At 55.5% G+C, this 20,697-nt stretch carries 14 protein-coding genes and 1 other RNA gene; 4 read left to right on the plus strand and 11 right to left on the minus strand.

Going from position 1 to position 20,697, the window contains the following annotated elements; all coding sequences use genetic code 11:
- The first annotated feature begins 88 nt into the window (after positions 1–88).
- Genes ABRP30_RS03300 through ABRP30_RS03315 form a run of 4 tightly spaced genes read left to right on the plus strand, consistent with a single transcriptional unit; the run spans position 89 to position 7,104 of the window.
- Positions 89–3,085, plus strand: coding sequence for a type I restriction endonuclease subunit R (locus ABRP30_RS03300; RefSeq protein ID WP_349975257.1), 2,997 nt, complete (start codon positions 89–91; stop codon positions 3,083–3,085).
- 13 nt (positions 3,086–3,098) lie between these two features.
- Positions 3,099–4,373 (plus strand): restriction endonuclease subunit S, encoded by a 1,275-nt coding sequence (locus ABRP30_RS03305; RefSeq protein ID WP_349975258.1) that lies wholly within the window; start codon positions 3,099–3,101, stop codon positions 4,371–4,373.
- On the plus strand, positions 4,370–5,500 hold the full coding sequence (locus ABRP30_RS03310) for an AAA family ATPase (RefSeq protein ID WP_349975259.1): 1,131 nt from the start codon (positions 4,370–4,372) through the stop codon (positions 5,498–5,500). Before ABRP30_RS03305 ends, ABRP30_RS03310 begins: the two co-directional genes overlap by 4 nt.
- Positions 5,497–7,104, plus strand: a complete 1,608-nt coding sequence (locus tag ABRP30_RS03315) for a type I restriction-modification system subunit M (RefSeq protein ID WP_349975260.1) — start codon at positions 5,497–5,499, stop codon at positions 7,102–7,104. Before ABRP30_RS03310 ends, ABRP30_RS03315 begins: the two co-directional genes overlap by 4 nt.
- 213 nt (positions 7,105–7,317) lie before the next feature.
- On the opposite strand, the gene ABRP30_RS03320 is transcribed toward ABRP30_RS03315, so the two are convergent.
- The 11 genes from ABRP30_RS03320 to ABRP30_RS03370 all read right to left on the minus strand — a co-directional run bounded on the left by ABRP30_RS03320 (position 7,318) and on the right by ABRP30_RS03370 (position 20,613).
- A complete protein-coding gene (locus tag ABRP30_RS03320; RefSeq protein ID WP_349975261.1) occupies positions 7,318–7,614 on the minus strand; it encodes a hypothetical protein in 297 nt (98 codons plus the stop codon).
- Positions 7,611–8,591 carry an integrase domain-containing protein gene (locus ABRP30_RS03325; protein ID WP_349975262.1) on the minus strand — a complete coding sequence of 327 codons (981 nt, stop codon included), beginning with the start codon at positions 8,589–8,591 and terminating at the stop codon, positions 7,611–7,613. The genes ABRP30_RS03320 and ABRP30_RS03325 overlap by 4 nt, the downstream gene beginning before the upstream one ends.
- A 320-nt stretch (positions 8,592–8,911) precedes the next feature.
- Positions 8,912–10,309: a YfjI family protein gene (locus ABRP30_RS03330; protein ID WP_349975263.1), complete on the minus strand. Its 1,398-nt coding sequence runs from the start codon at positions 10,307–10,309 to the stop codon at positions 8,912–8,914.
- Positions 10,310–11,272: 963 nt separating this feature from the next.
- Positions 11,273–12,529 (minus strand): integrase domain-containing protein, encoded by a 1,257-nt coding sequence (locus tag ABRP30_RS03335; protein ID WP_349975264.1) that lies wholly within the window; start codon positions 12,527–12,529, stop codon positions 11,273–11,275.
- Between the two features lie 187 nt (positions 12,530–12,716).
- Positions 12,717–13,108, minus strand: a transfer-messenger RNA (tmRNA) gene (gene ssrA, locus ABRP30_RS03340).
- 99 nt (positions 13,109–13,207) lie between these two features.
- Positions 13,208–13,501: a hypothetical protein gene (locus tag ABRP30_RS03345; RefSeq protein WP_349975265.1), complete on the minus strand. Its 294-nt coding sequence runs from the start codon at positions 13,499–13,501 to the stop codon at positions 13,208–13,210.
- A 150-nt stretch (positions 13,502–13,651) separates the two neighbouring features.
- Positions 13,652–13,900, minus strand: a complete 249-nt coding sequence (locus tag ABRP30_RS03350; protein WP_241803867.1) for a DUF3077 domain-containing protein — start codon at positions 13,898–13,900, stop codon at positions 13,652–13,654.
- Positions 13,901–13,904: 4 nt separating this feature from the next.
- Positions 13,905–14,174, minus strand: a complete 270-nt coding sequence (locus ABRP30_RS03355; protein ID WP_349975266.1) for a hypothetical protein — start codon at positions 14,172–14,174, stop codon at positions 13,905–13,907.
- Between the two features lie 674 nt (positions 14,175–14,848).
- Positions 14,849–17,659 carry an FAD-binding and (Fe-S)-binding domain-containing protein gene (locus tag ABRP30_RS03360; protein WP_349975267.1) on the minus strand — a complete coding sequence of 937 codons (2,811 nt, stop codon included), beginning with the start codon at positions 17,657–17,659 and terminating at the stop codon, positions 14,849–14,851.
- Between the two features lie 74 nt (positions 17,660–17,733).
- On the minus strand, positions 17,734–18,879 hold the full coding sequence (gene lldD / locus ABRP30_RS03365) for an FMN-dependent L-lactate dehydrogenase LldD (RefSeq protein ID WP_241803863.1): 1,146 nt from the start codon (positions 18,877–18,879) through the stop codon (positions 17,734–17,736).
- Between the two features lie 63 nt (positions 18,880–18,942).
- Positions 18,943–20,613 carry a lactate permease LctP family transporter gene (locus tag ABRP30_RS03370; RefSeq protein WP_241803862.1) on the minus strand — a complete coding sequence of 557 codons (1,671 nt, stop codon included), beginning with the start codon at positions 20,611–20,613 and terminating at the stop codon, positions 18,943–18,945.
- Between the last annotated feature and the right edge of the window lie 84 nt (positions 20,614–20,697).

Raw genomic sequence — 20,697 nt, forward strand, 5'->3', positions numbered from 1 at the left:
TGCACATGGAAGCCATGTGGTCGCCTATTCCGTGAAAGAGTAGGGCGTTCTTAATAATTTTATGGATATTGACGTCAGGAATTAATTCATGACCACCACCGAACAACAGATCGAGCTAGATCTGATTAAAAAGCTCGGAGATTTGAAGTACGTATATCGGCCTGATATTCGTGATCGTAATTCCTTGGAAGCAAATTTTCGCGAAAAATTTGAGTCGCTCAACCGAGTGCGTCTGACAAACGGCGAGTTTCAGCGCTTACTTGACGATATTATCTCTGCTGATGTTTACAGCGCTGCGCAGACGCTTCGGAATATAAACAGTTTCGAACGTGATGATGGTACGCCGCTGAATTATACTCTGGTAAACGTTCGGGATTGGTGTAAAAATGAGTTTGAAGTAGTTAATCAGCTCCGTGTAAATACCGATAATAGCCAGCATCGATATGATGTGATGTTGCTAATCAACGGTGTTCCGGTGGTTCAAATTGAATTGAAGGCGCTCGCTGTCAGTCCAAGGCGTGCGATGCAGCAGATTGTTGATTACAAAGCTGATCCTGGGAACGGCTACGGCAAGACTCTGTTGTGCTTTTTGCAGTTGTTCGTTGTGAGCAATCGTACCGGCACCTGGTACTTTGCTAATAACAATGTTCGCCACTTCAGCTTTAACGCTGATGAAAGGTTTTTGCCGGTTTACCAATTTGCAAGTGAAGATAATAAGAAAATTACGCAGCTCGACAGCTTTGCTGACAGCTTCTTGGCAAAGTGTACTCTGGGTCAGATGATCAGCAGATACATGGTACTGGTAGCCAGTGAACAGAAACTTCTGATGATGCGGCCTTATCAAATATATGCCGTTAAAGCTATCGTGGAATGTATCCACCAGAATTGCGGGAATGGCTACATTTGGCACACCACAGGGTCGGGTAAAACCCTCACCTCATTCAAGGCCTCTACCTTGCTTAAGGATAATCCAGAAGTCGACAAGTGTTTGTTTGTCGTTGACCGAAAAGACTTGGATCGCCAAACCCGTGAGGAGTTTAACCGCTTCCAGGCTGGATGCGTAGAAGAGAACACTAATACTGAGACGCTTGTGCAGCGTTTACTCTCGGAGGACTACGCCGATAAAGTTATAGTAACCACAATTCAAAAGCTTGGTTTGGCACTGGACGAAAATAGCAAGCGGAACAAGCAAAAAGAGAAGCAAGGCAAGGAAACTTTTAAGCAGCGTTTGGAGCCGTTACGAGATCAGCGGGTAGTTTTCATTTTCGATGAGTGCCACCGTTCGCAATTCGGTGAAAACCATAAGGCTATCAAGGAATTCTTCCCGAACGCGCAACTGTTCGGTTTCACTGGTACACCGATTTTCAAGGATAACGCTACTTCGGTACAAATCGAGGGGCAGCAAGCGAGCTATCGTACAACGGACGACTTGTTCCAGCGTTGCTTGCATGAGTACACGATTACACATGCTATTGAAGATCAAAATGTTCTTAAGTTTCATATCGACTTTTTTAAACCGGAAGGTAAGAAACCACCAAAGCCCGGAGAAGGTCTGCCTAAGTCTAAAATTGTGGAGACTATCTTAAGTAAGCATGACGCGGCCACTAACGGACGTAAGTTTAATGCAGTACTAGCAACTGCCAGTATCAACGATGCCATCGATTACTTTGAGGCTTTCAAGTGCCAGCAGGATAAGAGGCTCGATGAAGATGATAGCTTCATTCCGTTAAATATTGCTTGCGTATTCTCTCCGCCTGCTGAAGGCAACAAGGATGTGCAGCAGATTCAGGAAGATTTGCCCCAGGAAAAGGAAGATAACAAACAGGACCCGGAGGGCAAGAAAGCAGCGCTTACACGTATCATGGCCGACTATAATGATCGCTTCAATACTGATCATCGTATCAGTGAGTTCGATTCTTATTATCAGGATATCCAGAAGCGTATCAAAGATCAGCAGTACTCAAATACTGATCTGTCTCATGGCCAGAAAATCGATATAACCATCGTGGTAGATATGCTGCTGACGGGTTTTGACTCTAAGTATCTGAATACCCTTTATGTCGATAAGAACCTCAAATACCACGGACTCATTCAAGCGTTTTCTCGCACCAATCGAGTTCTTAATGATAGTAAGCCATATGGGAACGTGCTTGACTTCCGGCAGCAACAAAAACCGGTAGAGGACGCTATAACGTTGTTTTCGGGTGAGAAGAGCGATAATCCTCGTGAAATCTGGCTCGTGGATCCTGCGCCTAAGGTCATTGACACTTTGCAAGATGCTACCCAAAAGTTGGCAGTCTTCATGGAGTCGCAAGGCTTGACCAATGCGCCTGAGCAAGTCGCAAACCTAAAAGGGGATGCTGCCCGTAGCCAGTTTGTCAATCTGTTCAAGGAAGTTCAGCGACTCAAAACGCAGTTGGATCAGTACACTGATCTTTCCGAGGCGCAGAAAACGCAGATTAGCCAGATCGTACCACCGGATAAATTGCTAGGCTTCAAAAGTATGTATCTTGAAACGGCCAAGCGCTTGAAAGAGCTGCAAGACCGTGAAGACACACCTTCCGAAGTTCAACAACTCGATTTCGAGTTTGTACTCTTTGCCTCCGCAGTGATCGACTACGACTACATCATGGGCTTGATTGCTAGGATGACGCAACAGAAGCCCGGCAAGCTGACGATGAATCGTGAGCAGCTCATAGGTTTGATTCAAGCTGATGCTAAGTTTATCGATGATCGTGAAGCAATAGCGGAGTACATCCGTTCTCTTCCGGTAGGCCAGGCGCTAGATGAAGACGCTATTCGCGCAGGCTTTGAGCGCTTTAAAAATGAAAAGAATGACCAAGCTTTAACTGACCTCGCAGAACGTCACGGCTTGGATGCTGATGCGGTGCAGGCTTTTGTGAATAGAGTTCTGCGGCGCAGCATTTTTGACGGAGAAGAACTTAGCGAGCTGATGTCCCCATTGGGTCTGGGATGGAAAGCCCGTACTCAGAAGGAGTTGATGTTGATGGAAGAGCTGACGCCACTTCTGCACAAATTGGCGCTAGGTAGAGAAATTTCGGGTTTAAGCGCTTATGAGCAATAGGGGGAGCAGCGCAGTGAGTAACGAAAATAGTTCAGTATTAGAGATAGTTCCGCGACTGCGTTTTCCTGGCTGCTTTGCCCCATGGTCGGTTACGCCGATTTCAAAAGTGCTAACGGAGCATAAGCATAAAAATACTCAGGGTCGAGAAGTGTTTTCAGTTTCAATGGAAAGTGGTGTTGTCAACCAAATTGAACACTTGGGGCGTAGTTATTCCGCAGTCGATACGAGTAATTATAACTTGGCTCGACGCTTCGATATTGTCTACACGAAGAGTCCACTGAAGGCGTTTCCATTTGGAATTGTAAAGCAGTGTAAGTTTGAAGGGGAAGTCGCGCTCTCGCCTCTGTATGGAGTTTTTACTCCGGAGAGTCCCTCTATTGGTTTGATGATCGAGACATACTTTGAGTCTCCGGCCCGATCCAAGGCATTTCTTTCGCCACTTTGTCAAAAAGGGGCAAAGAATACGATTCAAATTACAAACTCGACTTTTTTGTCAGGGGCCTTGCCCTTGCCGACCGATCGCATAGAGCAAGAAAAGGTTGCTAGCTGTTTGTCATCGATCGAAGAGTTAATATCTTTGGAAGCGAAGAAACTCACTAGCCTAAGGAAGTACAAGCGGGGCTTGATGCAGATGCTGCTGCCTGGCGAAGGCGAGGCAGAACCTCGTGTGCGTTTTCCTGAATTTACAGAGGCAGAGGCCTGGAGTAAAGAACGCCTTGAAGACTTAGCTAAGCGAGGATCTGGGCATACTCCTAGCAAGGCACATCCGGAATACTACGATGGTGGAATTAAGTGGGTATCCTTAGCCGACTCCAAGCGTTTAGATGTGGGTTTGATTGAGGAAACAGAAATTGAAATATCGGCCTCTGGAATCAAAAATTCCTCTGCTGTACGACATATGGCAGGGTCGGTTCTGTTGAGTCGAGATGCGGGGGTTGGAAAGAGTGCTGTCATGGGGGTGGATATGGCCGTCAGTCAGCATTTTATCGTGTGGGAGTGTAAGCCCGACCGTCTGTACAATTGGTTTTTGTATTACTCGCTACAATATATGAAGCCTCTTTTTGAGAGAGTTGCGACAGGAAGCACAATCAAGACTATAGGGCTTCCATTTTTCATGGAAATGCGCCTGTGGGTGCCTACACTGGCTGAGCAGAAGAAGATTGCCGACTGTTTGGCATCTATCGACATGAAAATTAAAGCGCAAACACAAAAAATTGAAGCGCTTAAATCACACAAGAGTGGATTGGTTCAACAGATTCTTCCTGTTCAAGCTGAGGTTCTTGTATGAAAGCGGGTCAAAAGTTTGCTGACCTGCAGGCACTGGCTAACCACTTGCGTAGTGAGTTGGCAAGCAAAAATACTTTGGTATTATATGGTTACAACGGCACCGGGAAAACACGGTTGTCAATGGCATTCAAGGATGTAGGTAAGCAAGGAAGCGGTGATGGTGAGGCGCGCGATACATTGTACTTCAATGCGTTCACCGAAGATTTGTTTCAATGGGATAACGATATCCATGGTGACAATGATCGGAAGCTGAAGTTGAATGCAAAATCGCGATTCTTCGATGGCTTAGCAGAGATGGAGATGGATAACCGCATCCGCCCGATGCTGCAGCGTTATGCTGACTTTGACTTTCGTATTGACACGGAAGAATGGGAGGTTCGATTTCGGCGGACTGTGGATGGACAAGTAATTAATGGCATAAAAATTTCGCGGGGTGAAGAGAATATCTTCGTTTGGTGTTTCTTCCTTGCTATTATGCAATTAGCAATTGATCCGGATATCGAAGCTTATCGCTGGGTAAAGTATGTCTATATTGATGATCCTATCTCATCTCTTGATGAACATAATGCAATAACCGTCGGTAATCATTTGGCTCATCTGCTTAATAAGGCCGATAACTCCTTGAAGGTTGTTATTTCTTCACATCATCCTTTGTTTTTTAATGTGATGCATAATGAGCTGGATGCGAGAAAGTCAAAAAAAGTATCTGCGCACTTTTTGTCACGTTCAAAGGGGGATGGCTCTTATGCGCTGGCATACACCGGTGCGACCCCGTTCTTCCATCATGTTGCAGTGTTGACGGAGCTATATAAAGCGTGTTGCTCTGGTGAGCTTTATACTTATCACTTTAATATGCTGCGCTCTGTGCTGGAAAAGTCGGCTAGTTTCCATGGGTTTACTAATTTCTCAGCCTGTATCCCGACCGACAATGCTGAAGACCCAGATGGTGTCCTGCACGCTCGACTCATAAATATTCTTAGTCATGGAAACTATTCTTTGTTCGAGCCTCAGCCCATGCTGGAAGAGAATAAGAGCTATTTTAACAAGATTCTAAATAGCTTTGTTCAACGCTACCCTTTTAATCCCGATTTGTTCCCTCAGCCCGCTGAGGTAGTAGGCAGAAAATGACTGATCTTGAACGACTAAAGCTTGGTAAAACTCTCTGGGCAATCGCCGATCAATTACGCGGCGCCATGAATGCCGATGACTTTCGCGACTATATGCTTGCCTTCTTGTTTCTGCGCTATCTGTCAGATAACTACGAAGCAGCGGCCAAAAAAGAGCTGGGCCAGGACTATCCTCAACAAGTTGATGGTTCAGTATCTACACCGCTACAGCTTTGGTACAGAGCTAATGAGGGTGATGTAAAGGATTTTGAGAAGCAAATGCGCCGCAAAGTGCATTATGTTATTGAACCCCAATACCTTTGGGGTAATATTGTCGAGATGGCGCGTACTCAAGATTTATTGTTGCTGAATACACTACAGAGTGGATTTGGTTATATCGAGAATGAATCCTTTGCTAGTACCTTTCGGGGTCTGTTCTCGGAAATTAATCTTGCTTCCGATAAGCTTGGTAAGTCATATGTTGAGCGAAATGCACGGCTTTGCAAGATAATCGCGGAGATCGCTAAAGGCCTGGGGCAGTTCTCAACTGATAGCGACACTCTGGGTGACGCTTATGAATACCTTATAGGCCAGTTTGCTGCAGGCTCTGGTAAAAAGGCAGGTGAGTTTTATACTCCGCAGCCAATTTCAAGCATCTTGTCCGCCATTGTTACTTTGGACAGCCAGGAGCCTGCAACCGGACAGCGATCACATTTGGACAATGTGCTCGACTTTGCGTGCGGCTCAGGCTCATTACTGTTGAACGTTCGCCACCGTATGGGCCCGCACGGCATTTCCAAAATTCATGGTCAGGAAAAGAACATAACTACCTACAACCTGGCCCGCATGAACATGCTACTGCACGGGGTCAAGGACTCGGAGTTCGAGATTTTTCACGGCGACACTTTGCTCAATGAGTGGGACCTGCTGCGTGAATCCAATCCGGCCAAGCTGCCAAAATTCGATGCGGTGGTGGCCAACCCTCCGTTTAGCTTCCGTTGGGAGCCCACTGAGGCGCTCGGAGATGATCCGCGCTTTAAAAATTATGGGCTCGCCCCTAAATCCGCTGCTGATTTTGCTTTCCTGCTGCACGGATTTCACTTTCTGAAGCAAGACGGTGTGATGGCAATCATCCTACCTCACGGGGTACTGTTCCGTGGAGGGGTAGAGGCACGCATTCGTACTAAATTGCTTAAAGACGGTCATGTCGACACTGTGATTGGTCTTCCGTCAAATCTGTTCTTTTCAACCGGTATCCCGGTTTGTATTCTTGTGTTGAAAAAATGCAAGAAGCCAGATGATGTGCTGTTTATCAATGCCGCTGAGCACTTTGAAAAAGTCAAAGGCCAGAGCCAGCTAAATCCTGAACATATTGAGAAGGTCATCAATACCTACCAGTTCCGCAAGGAAGAGGCGCGATACTCTCGCCGGGTGAGTATGGATGAAATCGAGAAAAATGATTTCAATCTCAATATTTCGCGTTATGTAAACACGGTAGAGGCTGAAGAGACCATAGATCTTAGTTTGGTTCATGATCAGTTGACTACAATCCAGGACAAAATTAGACAAGCCTCAGAGAAACATAACGAGTTTCTGAGCGCTTTGGGCTTGCCTCAATTGCCTTAATAAAATGCAGTTGCCTAAGTTTATGTGTGGCGTTTGAATTTAATGCGAGGATTGAAGCTTAAAATAGCCAATTTGTGATTAGAGATGTTGCCAAGGCTGGTACGGAAAGTTGAGAGTTTATTTTCAATGCCGTCCAGCCTTATTAAGCTAAGTGTGAGGAGGTTTGTGGTCTTGCGTATTTGTGTTTTTGGTGTATGGTTTGATTGTGTATGCTTATTGGTGTGAGCGTGCATTGCGATCTTGCTTTGGTCGTTTTTGGCCTGTTCGTATAAAAATTAAATTTATTGTAAGTTTGTAGTAGTAGCGAGTTGAGTCTGAGTGGTGTTTCAAGTGGTTTCTCATAAACCAATTAAGATGCTTGCTTTTCCAGCTCCAAGGATTGCTTAACTGCCACCGCTGTTGGATTGCGGTTTGTATAATTATAGCTTGATGTAAATGGCGTCTTTGTGTTGACTTTGATCCGGTTAGTACTCCGCTCAAAAATAGTCTCATGTCGAAAGTGTTTTTCATTTCCTTCCTCCAATATAAGCGGAGGTAACTTCTGGTCGATTGTGCCCGAGCTCTGAGCTAATTATTTTTCGCGCTCTCTGATCAAGTGCTCGATTAGTAAGGTTGATGTTGCCGCCGTTTACCGGTGCGGAATGGTTGGTTAGTTGCTTATACCGCTCGCAAGCATACGCAGCCCTTAACTCATGAAATCCTTTAAGTCCGTGACGCTTAAGTATTTTTCTGGCTGGAAGTACGGTGTCGTTTAAAAATGTTGCGTAACTTTCAAAAGGGCTGAGCATGTTGCGGCTTTTGGTCGGCGTCACACTGAGGGAAAAAAGTAGAGCCTCTTCAATTGCTGTGTTCACTGAAATCCAACGTGGCGCTGATATTCCACTTCTCCCGCCTTTGGTGCCGTTCTGGATATTGATTCGACCCAACGTTTCGGCTTCGCCCTGCAGACGTGGTAGATCTGCAAGAATCGCTTCGCGCAGTCGCATGCCAGTTGTCCTCGCAAGCATTACAATAGCGGCAACCCGCTCTTGTTTATTATCTAACAAGGCCTCCAAAACTTCGTGCAGCGCTTGGTAGCTTTGGCAGTCAGGAGCAATGCTGCGTACGGATGAGCGGCGCAGCCCTAGCGCCTGGCTTGGGCTGATGACTCTCACGTCCTGATCACCGCGCAGCGCGGCGAGGGTGCGGTTGACGCTGCTCAGGCGGTTTTGCGCGGTGGCGATGCACAGTTCGCCTTGCTGGATCTGCTGGCGCAGGTAAGCGGCATAGTCACTTAGCGTCTGTCGATCGATCTGCCGAGCGTCGTTGTAGCCAGGGCCATCCTCTGAGCGGCACCAGCGTACGAAGGCTTGCCAGCGATCGCTGTGTGCTTTAACGGTGGCGAAATGGCCGCCTGCAAACAGATCTTCCAGTGCCCGTCGACCGGCATAGCTCAGTTGGCGACCATAGCCAAAGTTGCGACCGTCACGCCGACCGACCAGCGCCATTGTCTTCACCTTGAACGTTGGTTTGTAGGTGCAGCAACAGGGCTCTCCAGTGGGGGCCGATGGTGTCCAACTGTCCCCAGTGTGCTGGGCGGATGAGGAGGGTATTTTCGCGGCGTTGCAGCAAAGCCCCTTCTTCTTGCAACTGCTCGATAAGCCGAGCGAGGTCGGTTGACTCAGATGTTGGAGCGGCGACAGCGGCGACACTGGCGACAACCCCCGCCGCATCTGGATTGGCACGTGGCGACAAAGTGGTGGCAGTGGCAGCGACACACCGTAACTCGGTCGGCGAGCGATGTTGCGCTCGATAGCGGCGCACGGCGTCATTGAGTCGGAACATGGCGCACCTCGAATATGTCCCCGTCATTGTCCAGCCAGTTATGGGCAACCAGTTGCAGCAATAACTCGAAGGTGTGCCGCGTGCTTTTACGGGCAAAGCGGGGGCCGTTGCGCGTAAGGTCGCGCAGGCGAAACGGTGGCCAGTTCTTCTTTATCAACCAGCGCAGCAGGCAATCAGCCTCTGCGCGAAGCTTATTCAGTGGTTCCTGTTCAGTCAGGCGTTGGTTCTCGGCCAGGTAGTAGTCCATCAGCGTGGAGGCGCGCTGAATGTGGATGTCTTCCAATACAGTCGATTCCTCAACCACCGCCATCACACCAGCCATGCGTAGTACGTTCGCGGCCGCTTTGCTCGCTGCAGCTTGGACGTTGACCAACTCGCCGAACTCCCCTGACTCGCATTCAATGGTGTCGTGAATGGCAATCCATGCTTCACGGGCGCGTGGGCTCAACTCTATGACCGCATGGGTGAGGCCACCATCTGTATGCCGTGACCAAGGCTTCTGCATCAGCGTGGCAATGCGCTGCTGGTACAGGTGCACCTTTGGATCTCGGGTCAGGTCGATGGCTTTGTACAGTCGTTGTCCAACCAGACGCTCAGGCCAACTGATCAGACAGCGTCCCAGGATGCCCTGGTCTTTGATATCAGCGTCCTGCAGCAAGCGGTCTGCCAGGCGGGGTTGAAGCATCAAGTGCATGCTGAGGCGGCGATCATAGGCACGCAGACTTTCTCCATTCATCGCGCGCGAGCGATCAATCGGGCTACCGTCCCACAGCGTCGACAAGTGAGTGATCGCCTTGATCATGTTGTCCTTGTTCATGGTGCTGCCGCCCAAAAACTGCCCGCCCTCATCGCTGAACAGCCCCATGCTGGGCAAGCCGTGGCACAGGCTTTTGACCAGGCCCTCAATGGTCGGCTCAGCAGTAAGCAGTCTTGGTTGGACAGGTTCAGGTTGCGCGTCCAGCGCTAGCTGTGCTGACTTTTTCGATGTCGGTGACTTCGCGGTGAGTCTCATTGCAGCTCGGTGCGCCTTGAGCTGTTCGCCATAGGCGATCCACTGCTGTCTTTCCCAGTCCCGTACGGCCTGCAGCGCAACATGGTCCACCGCGCTTTTGCGATCGCCCGAGCAAGCCACCGTCAGCAAGTACAGCGACAACGGATAAATTCGGCCGTCGAGGTGAACATTTGCGTGGGCCTGGCTGGCCAAAGCTGCCGTGGCTAGAACAGATTGCGCGGCCATGGCGCAGGGCACGCCGATCACATCGGCCATGCGCTCTACGGCCGGCCCCAAAAGATCGCCCAGCGCCGCGACCGGGTAGGGTAGGGGCGTAATCTGCTGTTCCAACAAGGGGCGTGGTGGCCTTTGTACTTCGCGCAGTTGCATAGCCGTCCTCCATAAATTACCGATCTCTCCCTCACGTCATCCCGCCAAGAATGTTGAGTGTTATCAGGGATCAAGGCCCCTGCGACCTGTGAGGGTGTCCACTGACGCGGGACTGGCGGCTCCTTACGACCAGGAGCAAGGGCATCTCATGATCTGGCCTCCTGAGCACCGATAGCGGTGGGCGGGTGGAGGCTGCACTGGCTGACGAGACCAGTGCCGCGAGATCCTGAGCTGGGTAAAGCAGCACTGCGATGACCGGGGCATGCCTGACTGTCAGTCAGGTGCAGTCCATTCCTTGGTCTGCGGCACCATCATCTACAGCGCTGTTATTGGTGACATCGGCGTTTGTCACGCCAATTGTCACGAAGGGAAGTGCCGCTGAGCCATATGCGAGCAGGGCTGCAGCAGTGTCAGGAGCGCCCGTCTCTTTTCTGGAAAAAGAGACGGGCGAACGGTTGGCGCAGAACGTTGGCCGAGCAGGTTCGTTGCCGCAGGGCTAAAGGGTTAGCGGGCAGCCGCACTAGGCGGATTGTTTAGAGGGCGTCCATCATTCTGGCGAATGACCGTGCAAGCCACCGGGCGCGAATCGCACTTTGGGATGAGCCACCGGGTTAGCGGCATGACCTTGAAGGCTCTGGTCATCTGGGGTGCTGCCTAAGGCAGCGCTTTGCACCTTCGTTCTATCGGTCACCGCGGCACGGGTCAATTGGTGAAGGGCACATGGAAATGCGCCAGATTCATCCTCTGGCGTGCTTTGGAAATTGGTGGCTGTCAGTGGCTAAGTGGCCGTTTGTCGCTTTTCTAGTGTTAGCCCGTGAGGATGGGGATGCGAAGCCTCCCCATCCTCACGGGCTTAGCCGGAGAAGCCAAAATCGAGGCGAGTTGGCGACTGTCGCCATCAGCTCAGACGACAAGGAGGTAGATGGCACGCGGTCTGTCGCCAGTGTCGCCGTTGTCGCCGTCCTATCGGATAGGTACTACGTTCCGATCCCTGGGCACATTCATTGCGCTGGCCGAGAGATTGCCCGTCGACGCCTTCAGAATGTACTCGCTCCACCACGCCATCATCGGCCGGCGTCGCTCGATGTAGTCGGCTCGGTTGTAGGCACTGCGCACCTCATCCTTGTCGACGTGCGCCAACGCCACTTCGATGAGCTCCGGGTCCCACCCATGTTCATTCAAAATGGTGCTGGCCATCGAGCGCATGCCGTGGCTGACCAAGCGGTCCTGGAAGCCCATGCGTTTCAACGCCATGTTGGCGGTCTGGCTATTGGCATGAGTACGAGGGTTTCGGTCTGCGGGGAAGACGTATTCCCGATGACCACTGTGGGACTTCAGTATCTCCAGCAATGACATGGCTTGATCGCTCAACGGGATGCTGTGCGGGCGGCGCTTTTTCATCCGCTCTGGTGGGATGGTCCAGACACGCTTTTCAAAGTCGATGTCTTCCCAGCGAGTAGTCGCTGCCTCGGCGGGGCGAGTCATCGTGTGCAATTGCCACTCGATCAGGCAGCGGGTTGTGCGTTTGATGCTGGCGTTGGCGATCTCCAGCATGAGCTCGGGGAGCTCTTCTGGTGGAAGCGCAGCCATGTTTTCTTTTTTCGGTTTCTTGAACACCGCACGAATTCCGTTCAGTGGATTCGCGTGTATCAGGCCTGAGTTCACCCCATAGGTCATGATTTCGTTCAGTCGTTGGCTCAATCGCTTCACCGTTTCGAGGCTGCCTTTAGCCTCGATTGGGCGGAGGATTTTAATGACCATTGGGGCGGTGATATCCGAGAGCGGCGTTGTTTTCATGCTCGGGAAGACGTGCAAGGAGAGTGAGCGCCAAATGTCCTCGGCGTAGGCCGGGGTGACCGAGTCTTTCTTCAGCTCGAACCAGGCGGTGGCCACCTTTTCGAAGGTGTGTTCAGTCTCAGCAAGCTTGGCTTGCCTGACCTCATCACGTTGGACTTTGGGATCAATGCCCAGGGCGAGCTGCTCGCGCGCCTCAACGGCTTTTTTTCGAGCGTTGGCTAGCGAGAGGTCGGGGTATGGACCGAGGGCCATGTTTATACGGCTTCGGGTCAATGGTTCGCGGTAGTTGAAATTCCACATCATTGAGCCGCTGGCTCTGACGCGAAGCTGAAGGCCGTCACCGTCGCTGAGGACGAAATCCTTCCCGGTTGGCTTGACCGCTTTGAGCTGGCGGTCGGAGAGGCGGGTTGCTTGAGTAGGCATGAGAGCTACCTCCGGCACCGTTTTGGTATCCTAAAAATAGCACCCGGTAGCCCGGGATACCACCTGGGATACCAAACCGTCTGGAACTCAAAAAACCTCTATGGCCCTCAAAAGCGCTGTAAGTCATTGATTTTAAGGGGTTACAGGCACAAAAAAAGACGTCCGTGGACGTCTTTGTTTGATCATTTGGTGGAGCCGGGGGGATTTGAACCCCCGTCCGCCAGTACTCCGCTGTCGGTACTACATGCTTAGCCGTGTCTATTGAGTTAATCCGCAGCCGCCCGACGGGCAGGGTGCTTTGGACGAGTTGGGTAAGTTTTAGTCGCTTTGCCCCCAACGTGCTACACGACGATCCTGTTCTGTATGACAATCATTTCGGGTTTACAGGCATCCCCTGATGATTGCTGGAGCCGAAGCTACCAGGAGAGCGGGCTCAGCTGCTTACGCAGCGAGAGCGTAACCCTCGTAGTTTTCGTCATTGGCAACTATAGAAAGTTGCAACAGTGGATTTACGAGTTCTGTTACCAACTCGGCATGCACCTAGAGTTTCGCTACCGGCGTCGAATCCTAATCGGCCCCACACTCAGCTCTAGCTGACGTACCTTTCGGCACGTGCCGCTGAGTATACGCCTTTGCGCGGGCGGCGTCGACAACGGCTTCTTGCCGCCCGCTCAACGCTTAGCTACCGCTGCCACCGGCCGTGCCGCTGCCCTTGTCGGTTTTATCCAGGCGCTGCAGCACTTTGGTGGAAATGGCGATGCATTCTTTGGTGTCGCCCGCCTTTTGTGCGGCCTTGGCCTTGTCGACGTCTTCGTTAAGGGCCTTGTCCAGGCCTTCGGAAGTGGCGCCAGCTGTAGCCATGGCGTCATCGATCTTCTGCATGTTGAGGGCGCAGAGGTCGTCAGCAGCGAACACCGGTGAAGCCAGGAGGGTAGCGGCCGCGAAGAGGGCCGAAAGCGCGGTACCTTTCATGGGTGTCTCCTTGAAGGCCTCTGGGAGGTGGGCCTGTAAGGATGGACTGCTGGGGTTTGCTGAGGGTTCAATCGGTGTGCTGGCTTGGCGACATGATGGTGTATGGCGGGGTGTTTCCGCTGAATGGGCCGCGGAGCGGCCCGGGTGGCATCAGTGGGATTTGTTCAGGCCAAGCTCGATGTCGTCTATCAGGGCCTTGGCCATCTCGCTCAGGATGCGCGCCGCGCTGCCGGCCTTGCGGTCGTTTTCCATTTCGGCTTCGGTGGTGAGGTGGCGGATGCAGCCGAGCAGTACTGAGAGCTGGCTGAAGGCGTGCTCGAAAGGCACGCCCGGTTGCAGGCGAAACAGGTCGAAGGTTTCCCTGCCGGCGGTGGTGACATCTTTCAATGCGTCGTTCATTGAATCACCTCGGCCTTTGCGCGTTGTAGAGGCCAGTCAAGGCATGCTCGATCAGGGCTCTGGATGTTTCGCAGGCGTGCTCGGCGTTGCTGAGCATGCACAGGCCCGGTTCGCCGGCGTGGGTGCGGCAGTGTTCGTCGATGGTTTCGGCGACGCCGCGCAGCAGTTCGCTGGCGTGGGCCAGGGCGTCTGGAGGGGGCATGTCGGTGTGGATGGAGAAGTATGGGTTGGTGAGGAGTTTGGAGCGGCGTGGGTCGGGTACGATTTTTTTCATGGTGCAGATCCGATCGTGGCTGGATATGAGCTGCCCTTCGTCTTCCTCTCACAGAATAGGGTGGCAGCCGAACGCGGGGTGAGAGACCGGCAAAGATCGGCACAAGCCAGCCAGGCCGAAGCCTGCCCGCGTTGCGGCTGCCATAGCAGTACTGCCGAAATTTGCAGGCTCTCACACCCAAATCGTCAAAGATGACGACCCAGGGAAGTTAGCCCTGATGGTTGTGAGCAACAACGGCGAAACGGCAGCGGCGGTCGTAGGATAAATCCCAAAGCATTTAATCCAGAAGCATTTGGTTGCAGGTTAGGAAATGTCTTACTTCTGGAGAGCTTGGGCGAGGGCTGCGCCCTCGATCGCCGGCAAGCCGGCTCCCACCTGGATTGCGCCGGCTTTTGGAAATTGGGCAAGACAGTTGCTTCCGCAGGTAAAGCGCAGGGCTGAAGAGCTGCGCGGTCGCGGTGGGAGCCGGCTTGCCGGCGATGGGGTGCGCAGCAGCCCCCCATCGCGGAGGTGTAATAGCCCGAGCGCGTTCGACGGGGCCCGCGAGTACTTGGGGCCGCTTTGCGGCCCATCGCCGGCAAGCCGGCTCCCAGCTGGATCGCGCCGGCTTTTAGAGGTTGAGCAAGACAGTTGCTACAACCGGGGTGGGGTTTGCCGGCGAATCAGCGGGCAGGTCAGAGGGTGCGGGGGCGGGTGACGCGGTCTACCAGGTAGACCAGCCCGTGGTAATCGATACCGCTGTGGCTGGACAGCCCGATCTCGCAGGTTCGGCTGGTGGAAATCCCTTCGCTGCAATGCTGCACCGCGTCCTTCAGGCTGCGCAGTGAGTGGGCATTCAGCTCGGGTGTGGTAAAGCCTTTGTCTCCGGCAAAACCGCAACAGTGAATCCCTTCCGGGATCACCACCTGCGTGCTGCAGCGCCGTGCCAGGTCGATCAGGGCCTGGCTTTCACCCAGGTGCTGGGTGCTGCAGGTCACGTGCACGGCCACCGGTTCGTTCTGTGGGGTGAACTCGAGCTTGTCCAGCAGGTGAGTGCGGATGAAGCGCACCGGGTCGTACAGGTCCAGGCGGGTGTCGCCCAGGTCCTGTACCAGGCGCAGGGTGCAGGGGCTGGTGTCACAGTAGATAGGGTCCAGGCCGCCGCGGCTGGCGTGCAGCAATGCGTTGATCAGCTCTTGGCGCTTGTGCTCCGCTTGCTCGGGGTAACCTTTGGACGCGAACGGCTGGCCGCAGCACAGGCTGTCGGCGTTGCCGGGGAACACCACCTGGTAACCGGCTTTTTCCAGCAGGGCGCGTGTTTTGTCCAGCAGTGAACTTTGCTCGCGGTCGGCATAGGCCGGGCCCATCACCCGCGACACGCACGCCGCCAGGTACACCACCCGTGGCCGGGCATCGTTGCTCGCCGGGCCGAAACTTACGCTGCGCAGCGGTTGCGGCATGGCGGGGGACCATTGCGGCAGGCGGCCTTTGCTAGCTTTGCTCAACGAGGCGCTCAGGCGGCCCAGATGCGGGGCGCCGAGCAGCTTGCGCGCAGTGTTGGCGGCGGTCAGGGTCAGGCGGGCGCCGGCCAAGGTGGTGTGGAAGTGTTCGGCCAGCCAGTCGGCGGCCTTTGCATGCTCAGCGGCCTGGCTGCGCAACTTCTTCACCAGCTCACCGGTGTTGATGCCCACCGGGCAGCGCTGGGCGCACAGGCCCGTGGCGGCGCAGGTGTCGATGCCTTGGTACTGGTACGTCTGCAGCAGGGCGCGGGTATCGATGCCGGCGCGTTTTTTCGCCTGAATGTCACGCCACATGACGATGCGCTGGCGTGGGCTGAGGGTCAGGCCTTTGGATGGGCAGACCGGTTCGCAGAAGCCGCACTCGATGCATTTGTCGACGATCTCGTCGGCGGCAGGCAGCGGCTTGAGGTTTTTCAGGTGGATGTCCGGGTCTTCGCTCAACACCACATCGGGGTTGAGAATGCCGTTGGGGTCGAGCAGGCGTTTGAGCGTCCACATCAGCTGATAGGCGTCATGCCCCCACTCCAGCTCCACGAACGGCGCCATGTTGCGGCCGGTGCCGTGCTCGGCCTTGAGCGAGCCGCCAAACTCTACGGCCACCAGTTGCGCCACGTCATCCATGAAGGCCTGGTAGCGCGCCACTTCCTGCGCGCTGTTGAAGCCCTGGGTGAAGACAAAGTGCAGGTTGCCCTCCAGCGCGTGGCCGAAAATGATCGCTTCGTCATAGTGGTGCTTGTCGAACAGCTGGATCAGGCGGTTGACGCCTTCGGCCAGTTGCTCGACGGGGAAGGTGACGTCTTCGATGATCACCGTGGTGCCGGTCTGGCGCACGGCGCCGACGGCGGGGAAGGTGTCTTTGCGGATCTTCCACAGCTGGTTGTACACCGCCGGGTCTTCGCTGAAGTCGACTTGCTGTTCCAGCGGGTATTCGGCGATGGAGGCCATGACCTGTTGCAGTTGTTCGTGCAGCAGGCTCTGGCTGGCGGCGCGGGACTCGATCAACAGCGCGCAGGCATTGTCCGACAGGCCTTTTACCCACAGCGGCATGCCCGGCATGTTCTGCACCGAACGCAGGCTGCGGCGGTCGAGCAGCTCCACGGCGGACACTGGCTGGCGCTTGAGCACGGTCACCGCGCGGCAGCAGCTTTCTACGCTGGGGAACACCAGCAGCGCGCTGGCCTTGTGCGGGTGATCGGGCACGGTGTCGTAGGTGACGGCGCTGATGAAGCCCAGGGTGCCTTCAGACCCAACCAGCAAATGCTGGAGGATATCCAGCGGCTTGTCGTAGTCCACCAGGGCGTTGAGCGACAGGCCGGTGGTGTTCTTCAGCCGGTATTTGTGCCGGATGCGGTCTGCCAATTCGGTGTTGGCGCGGGTTTCGCGGCCAAGCCGGGCCAGCGCTTCGAGCAGTTCGGCGTGGCTGCTTTCAAAGGCGGCAACGCTGGCCGGGTCTTCGCTGTCCAGGCGCGTGCCGTCCGCCAGCACCAGGCGCAGGCCGGCCAGGGTGTGGTAGGTGTTTTGCGCGGTGCCGCAGCACATGCCGCTGGCGTTGTTGGCAACGATACCGCCGATCTTGCAGGCATTGATCGAGGCCGGGTCCGGGCCGATCTTGCGCCCGTAAGGGGCCAGCCAGGCGTTGGCCTGGGCACCGATGACCCCGGGTTGCAGGCGGATCTGTTCGCCCTGGCCGCGGATCTCTTTGCTGCCCCAGTTATCACCGAGCACGATCAGCACCGAGTCACTGATGGCCTGGCCGGACAGGCTGGTGCCCGCGGCGCGGAAGGTTACCGGCACGCGCTCGCGCTGGGCCAGCTGCAGCAGCCCGACCACTTCGTCTTCCGACTCCACGCGCACCACCAGCTTGGGGATCAGGCGGTAGAAACTGGCGTCGGTGCCAAAGGCCAGGGTGGACGTAGGGTCGTCGAAACGGCGGTCGGCGGGTATCAGGCGCTCGGCATCACGCAGGAAGGCGGCGGGCAGGCTCATGCTATCTCCTCACAGGGCCACGGCGTCTGGCGCGCCGCGTGCCCCGGTCATACAGGCGGTGTTTGTGCAGGCGCTCAAGCGCCCAGTTCGCGTACCAGCGAGTCGCGGCTGATATCGCTGATCGACTTGGCGCCCGTGAGTACCATGGCCACGCGCATTTCCTTTTCGAACAGTTCGAGCAGGTTCTTCACCCCGGCCTGGCCGTGCACGGCAAGGGCCCAGAGGAAGGCGCGGCCGATCAGCACGGTGTCTGCACCCAGGGCGATCATGCGCACCACGTCCAGGCCACTGCGGATGCCGGAGTCGGCGAGGATTTTCAGGTCGCCTTTGACGGCGTCGGCAATCGCCGGCAGCGCACGGGCGCTGGACTGCACGCCGTCGAGTTGGCGGCCGCCGTGGTTGGAGACGACGATGCCGTCGGCCCCGAACTTGACCGCGTCCCGTGCGTCGTCGGCGTCGAGGATGCCTTTGATGATCATCGGGCCGTCCCAGAACTCGCGGATCCATTCCAGGTCCTTCCAGGAAATGGACGGGTCGAAGTTGTTACCCAGCCAGCCGATGTAGTCGGCAAGGCCGGTGGGGTTGCCGCGGTATTTGGAGATGTTGCCCAGGTCGTGCGGGCGGCCCATCACGCCAACGTCCCAGGCCCATTCGGGGTGGGTCATGGCCTGCAGCACGCGGCGCATGGGTCCGTTGGCGCCGCTCATGCCGGAGTGGGCATCACGGTAGCGGGCACCTGGCACCGGCATGTCGACGGTGAACACCAGGGTCTTGACCCCGGCAGCCTTAGCCCGCTCCAGCGCGTTGCGCATGAAACCGCGGTCTTTGAGCACATACAGCTGGAACCACATCGGCCGGTCGATCGCCGGCGCCACTTCCTCGATCGGGCAGACCGACACGGTAGACATGGTGAACGGGATGCCGTGGGCGGCTGCCGCGCGGGCTGCCTGCACTTCGCCGCGGCGAGCGTACATACCGGTGAGGCCGACCGGGGCCAGGGCCACGGGCATGCTCAGGGTTTCGTCGAACAGCCGGGTTTCCAGGCTCAGTTCGGACATGTTCTTGAGCACCCGCTGGCGCAGGGCGATGCCGGCAAGGTCCGAGACGTTGTGGCGCAGTGTGTGCTCGGCGTACGCGCCGCCGTCGGCATAGTGGAAGAGGAAGGGGGGCAGCTTGCGTTGGGCCGCGGCGCGATAGTCGGTGGAGGCGGAAATGATCATGGATTCTCGCAGCGTGGGTTGAAGGAGACGCCGGGCGCTCGCTGGCGCCCGGCCCCTTTCACTTTAGTGATGAACCAGCATGCCGGTCAGCCAGTAGGCCTGGACCAAGGTGATCAGGCCGACGATGGTGGCGAAGAACAGGCTGTGCTTGACGGTGAAGCGGAACAGGTCGGACTCCTTGCCAACCAGGCCGGTGGCTGCGCAGGCCACGGCGATCGACTGCGGCGAGATCATCTTGCCGGTCACGCCGCCGCTGGTGTTGGCCGCTACCAGCAGGGTGTCGTTGACGCCGATCTGGTGGGCGGTGGTGGCCTGCAGCGAACCGAACAGGGCGTTGGACGAGGTGTCCGAGCCGGTGAGGAACACACCCAGCCAGCCCAGGAACGGCGAGAAGAATGGGAACGCAGCGCCAGTGCCGGCCAGGACCAGGGCCATGGTCGAAGACATGCCCGAATAGTTGGTGACGAAGGCGAAGGCCAGGACCATGCCGATGGAAAGGATCGGCCAGCGCAGTTCCCAGAAGGTCTCTTTGAAAGTGGTAAGACCAGTTTTGAAGTTGATCTTCAGCACGGCCATGGAGATCAGTGCCGACAGGAAGATCGCTGTGCCGGTGGCGGAGATCGGGTCGAGCTTGAACACCGCTGGCATGGCGGTCGGCGCGGCGACGATCGGCGCGGTCTTGATCACCAGTTGGTCGAGGTGCGGGATGGCGAAGTTGAACACGAAGTTGTACATCGCTCCGCCTGGGGCGAATGCTGCCTTGAACGGCTTCAGGGTCCAGAGGGTGACCAGTACTGTGAGGATCAGGAATGGCGACCAGGCCTTGAAGATTTCACCGAAACTGTAAGGGCTCGGCTGGCTGCCGCCGCTGCTGACCACGGCGGCGCCGACGCTGCCTTTGGCTTCGGCGAACGAGCGCTTGGGTTGCCAGACTTTCAGGAACAGGGTCAGGGCCACCAGGCTGGCCAGGGCCGAGGTGATGTCTGGCAGTTCCGGGCCGATGAAGTTGGAGGTGAAGTACTGGGTGACGGCGAAGCTCAGGCCGGCCACCAGGGCTGCGGGCCAGGTTTCTTTGACGCCGCGCAGGCCGTCCATCATGAACACCAGCCAGAACGGCACGAACAACGACAGCAGCGGCAGCTGGCGGCCGGTCATGGCGCCGATGTGGAAGGCGTCGATGCCTGTTACCTGGCCGGCGACGATGATCGGGATGCCCAGGGCGCCGAACGCCACTGGGGCGGTGTTGGCGATCAGGCACAGGCCGGCTGCGTACAGCGGGTTGAAGCCCAGGCCCACCAGCAGGGCGGCAGTGATTGCCACGGGGGCGCCGAAGCCGGCCGCGCCTTCGAGGAAGGCCCCGAAGCAGAAGCCGATCAGCAGCACCTGTAGGCGCTGGTCGTCAGTGATCGACAGTACCGAGCTGCGGATGACCTCGAACTGGCCGCTCTTGACGGTGAGCTTGTACAGGAACACCGCGGCAACGATGATCCAGGCGATTGGCCAGAGGCCGTAGAGGAAGCCATAGCCTGCGGCAGCGAGGGCCATGTCGACCGGCATCTGGAAGGCGAAGATCGCTACCAGCATCGCTAATCCCAGGGTGATGCTGCCGGCGACGTGGCCTTTGAGGCGGAACACGGCGAGGGCCAGGAAGAAGAACACGATGGGTATGACCGCCGCCAATGCGGACAGGCCAAGGCTACCGAGCGGGGAATAGAGTTGTTGCCAGGTTTGCATATGGGGTGGCCCCTAATTGTTGTTGGTCAGGCACTGGCATTGGATAATTGGTAAGACCAATTTACAATGGCTGGACGCTAGGTT

The sequence above is a fragment of the Pseudomonas sp. WHRI 8519 genome, assembly GCF_040224055.2.
In the GTDB taxonomy this organism is placed as follows: Bacteria; Pseudomonadota; Gammaproteobacteria; order Pseudomonadales; family Pseudomonadaceae; genus Aquipseudomonas; species Aquipseudomonas putida_X.

Bases quoted from the DNA above. Each gene is read 5' to 3' on its own strand.
- ABRP30_RS03300 (WP_349975257.1), top strand. From the start codon at position 89: ATGACCACCACCGAACAACAGATCGAGCTAGATCTGATTAAAAAGCTC.
- ABRP30_RS03310 (WP_349975259.1), top strand. From the start codon at position 4,370: ATGAAAGCGGGTCAAAAGTTTGCTGACCTGCAGGCACTGGCTAACCAC.
- ABRP30_RS03315 (WP_349975260.1), top strand. From the start codon at position 5,497: ATGACTGATCTTGAACGACTAAAGCTTGGTAAAACTCTCTGGGCAATC.
- ABRP30_RS03320 (WP_349975261.1), bottom strand. From the start codon at position 7,614: ATGAAAAACACTTTCGACATGAGACTATTTTTGAGCGGAGTACTAACC.
- ABRP30_RS03325 (WP_349975262.1), bottom strand. From the start codon at position 8,591: ATGGCGCTGGTCGGTCGGCGTGACGGTCGCAACTTTGGCTATGGTCGC.
- ABRP30_RS03330 (WP_349975263.1), bottom strand. From the start codon at position 10,309: ATGCAACTGCGCGAAGTACAAAGGCCACCACGCCCCTTGTTGGAACAG.
- ABRP30_RS03335 (WP_349975264.1), bottom strand. From the start codon at position 12,529: ATGCCTACTCAAGCAACCCGCCTCTCCGACCGCCAGCTCAAAGCGGTC.
- ABRP30_RS03345 (WP_349975265.1), bottom strand. From the start codon at position 13,501: ATGAAAGGTACCGCGCTTTCGGCCCTCTTCGCGGCCGCTACCCTCCTG.
- ABRP30_RS03350 (WP_241803867.1), bottom strand. From the start codon at position 13,900: ATGAACGACGCATTGAAAGATGTCACCACCGCCGGCAGGGAAACCTTC.
- ABRP30_RS03355 (WP_349975266.1), bottom strand. From the start codon at position 14,174: ATGAAAAAAATCGTACCCGACCCACGCCGCTCCAAACTCCTCACCAAC.
- ABRP30_RS03360 (WP_349975267.1), bottom strand. From the start codon at position 17,659: ATGAGCCTGCCCGCCGCCTTCCTGCGTGATGCCGAGCGCCTGATACCC.
- lldD (WP_241803863.1), bottom strand. From the start codon at position 18,879: ATGATCATTTCCGCCTCCACCGACTATCGCGCCGCGGCCCAACGCAAG.
- ABRP30_RS03370 (WP_241803862.1), bottom strand. From the start codon at position 20,613: ATGCAAACCTGGCAACAACTCTATTCCCCGCTCGGTAGCCTTGGCCTG.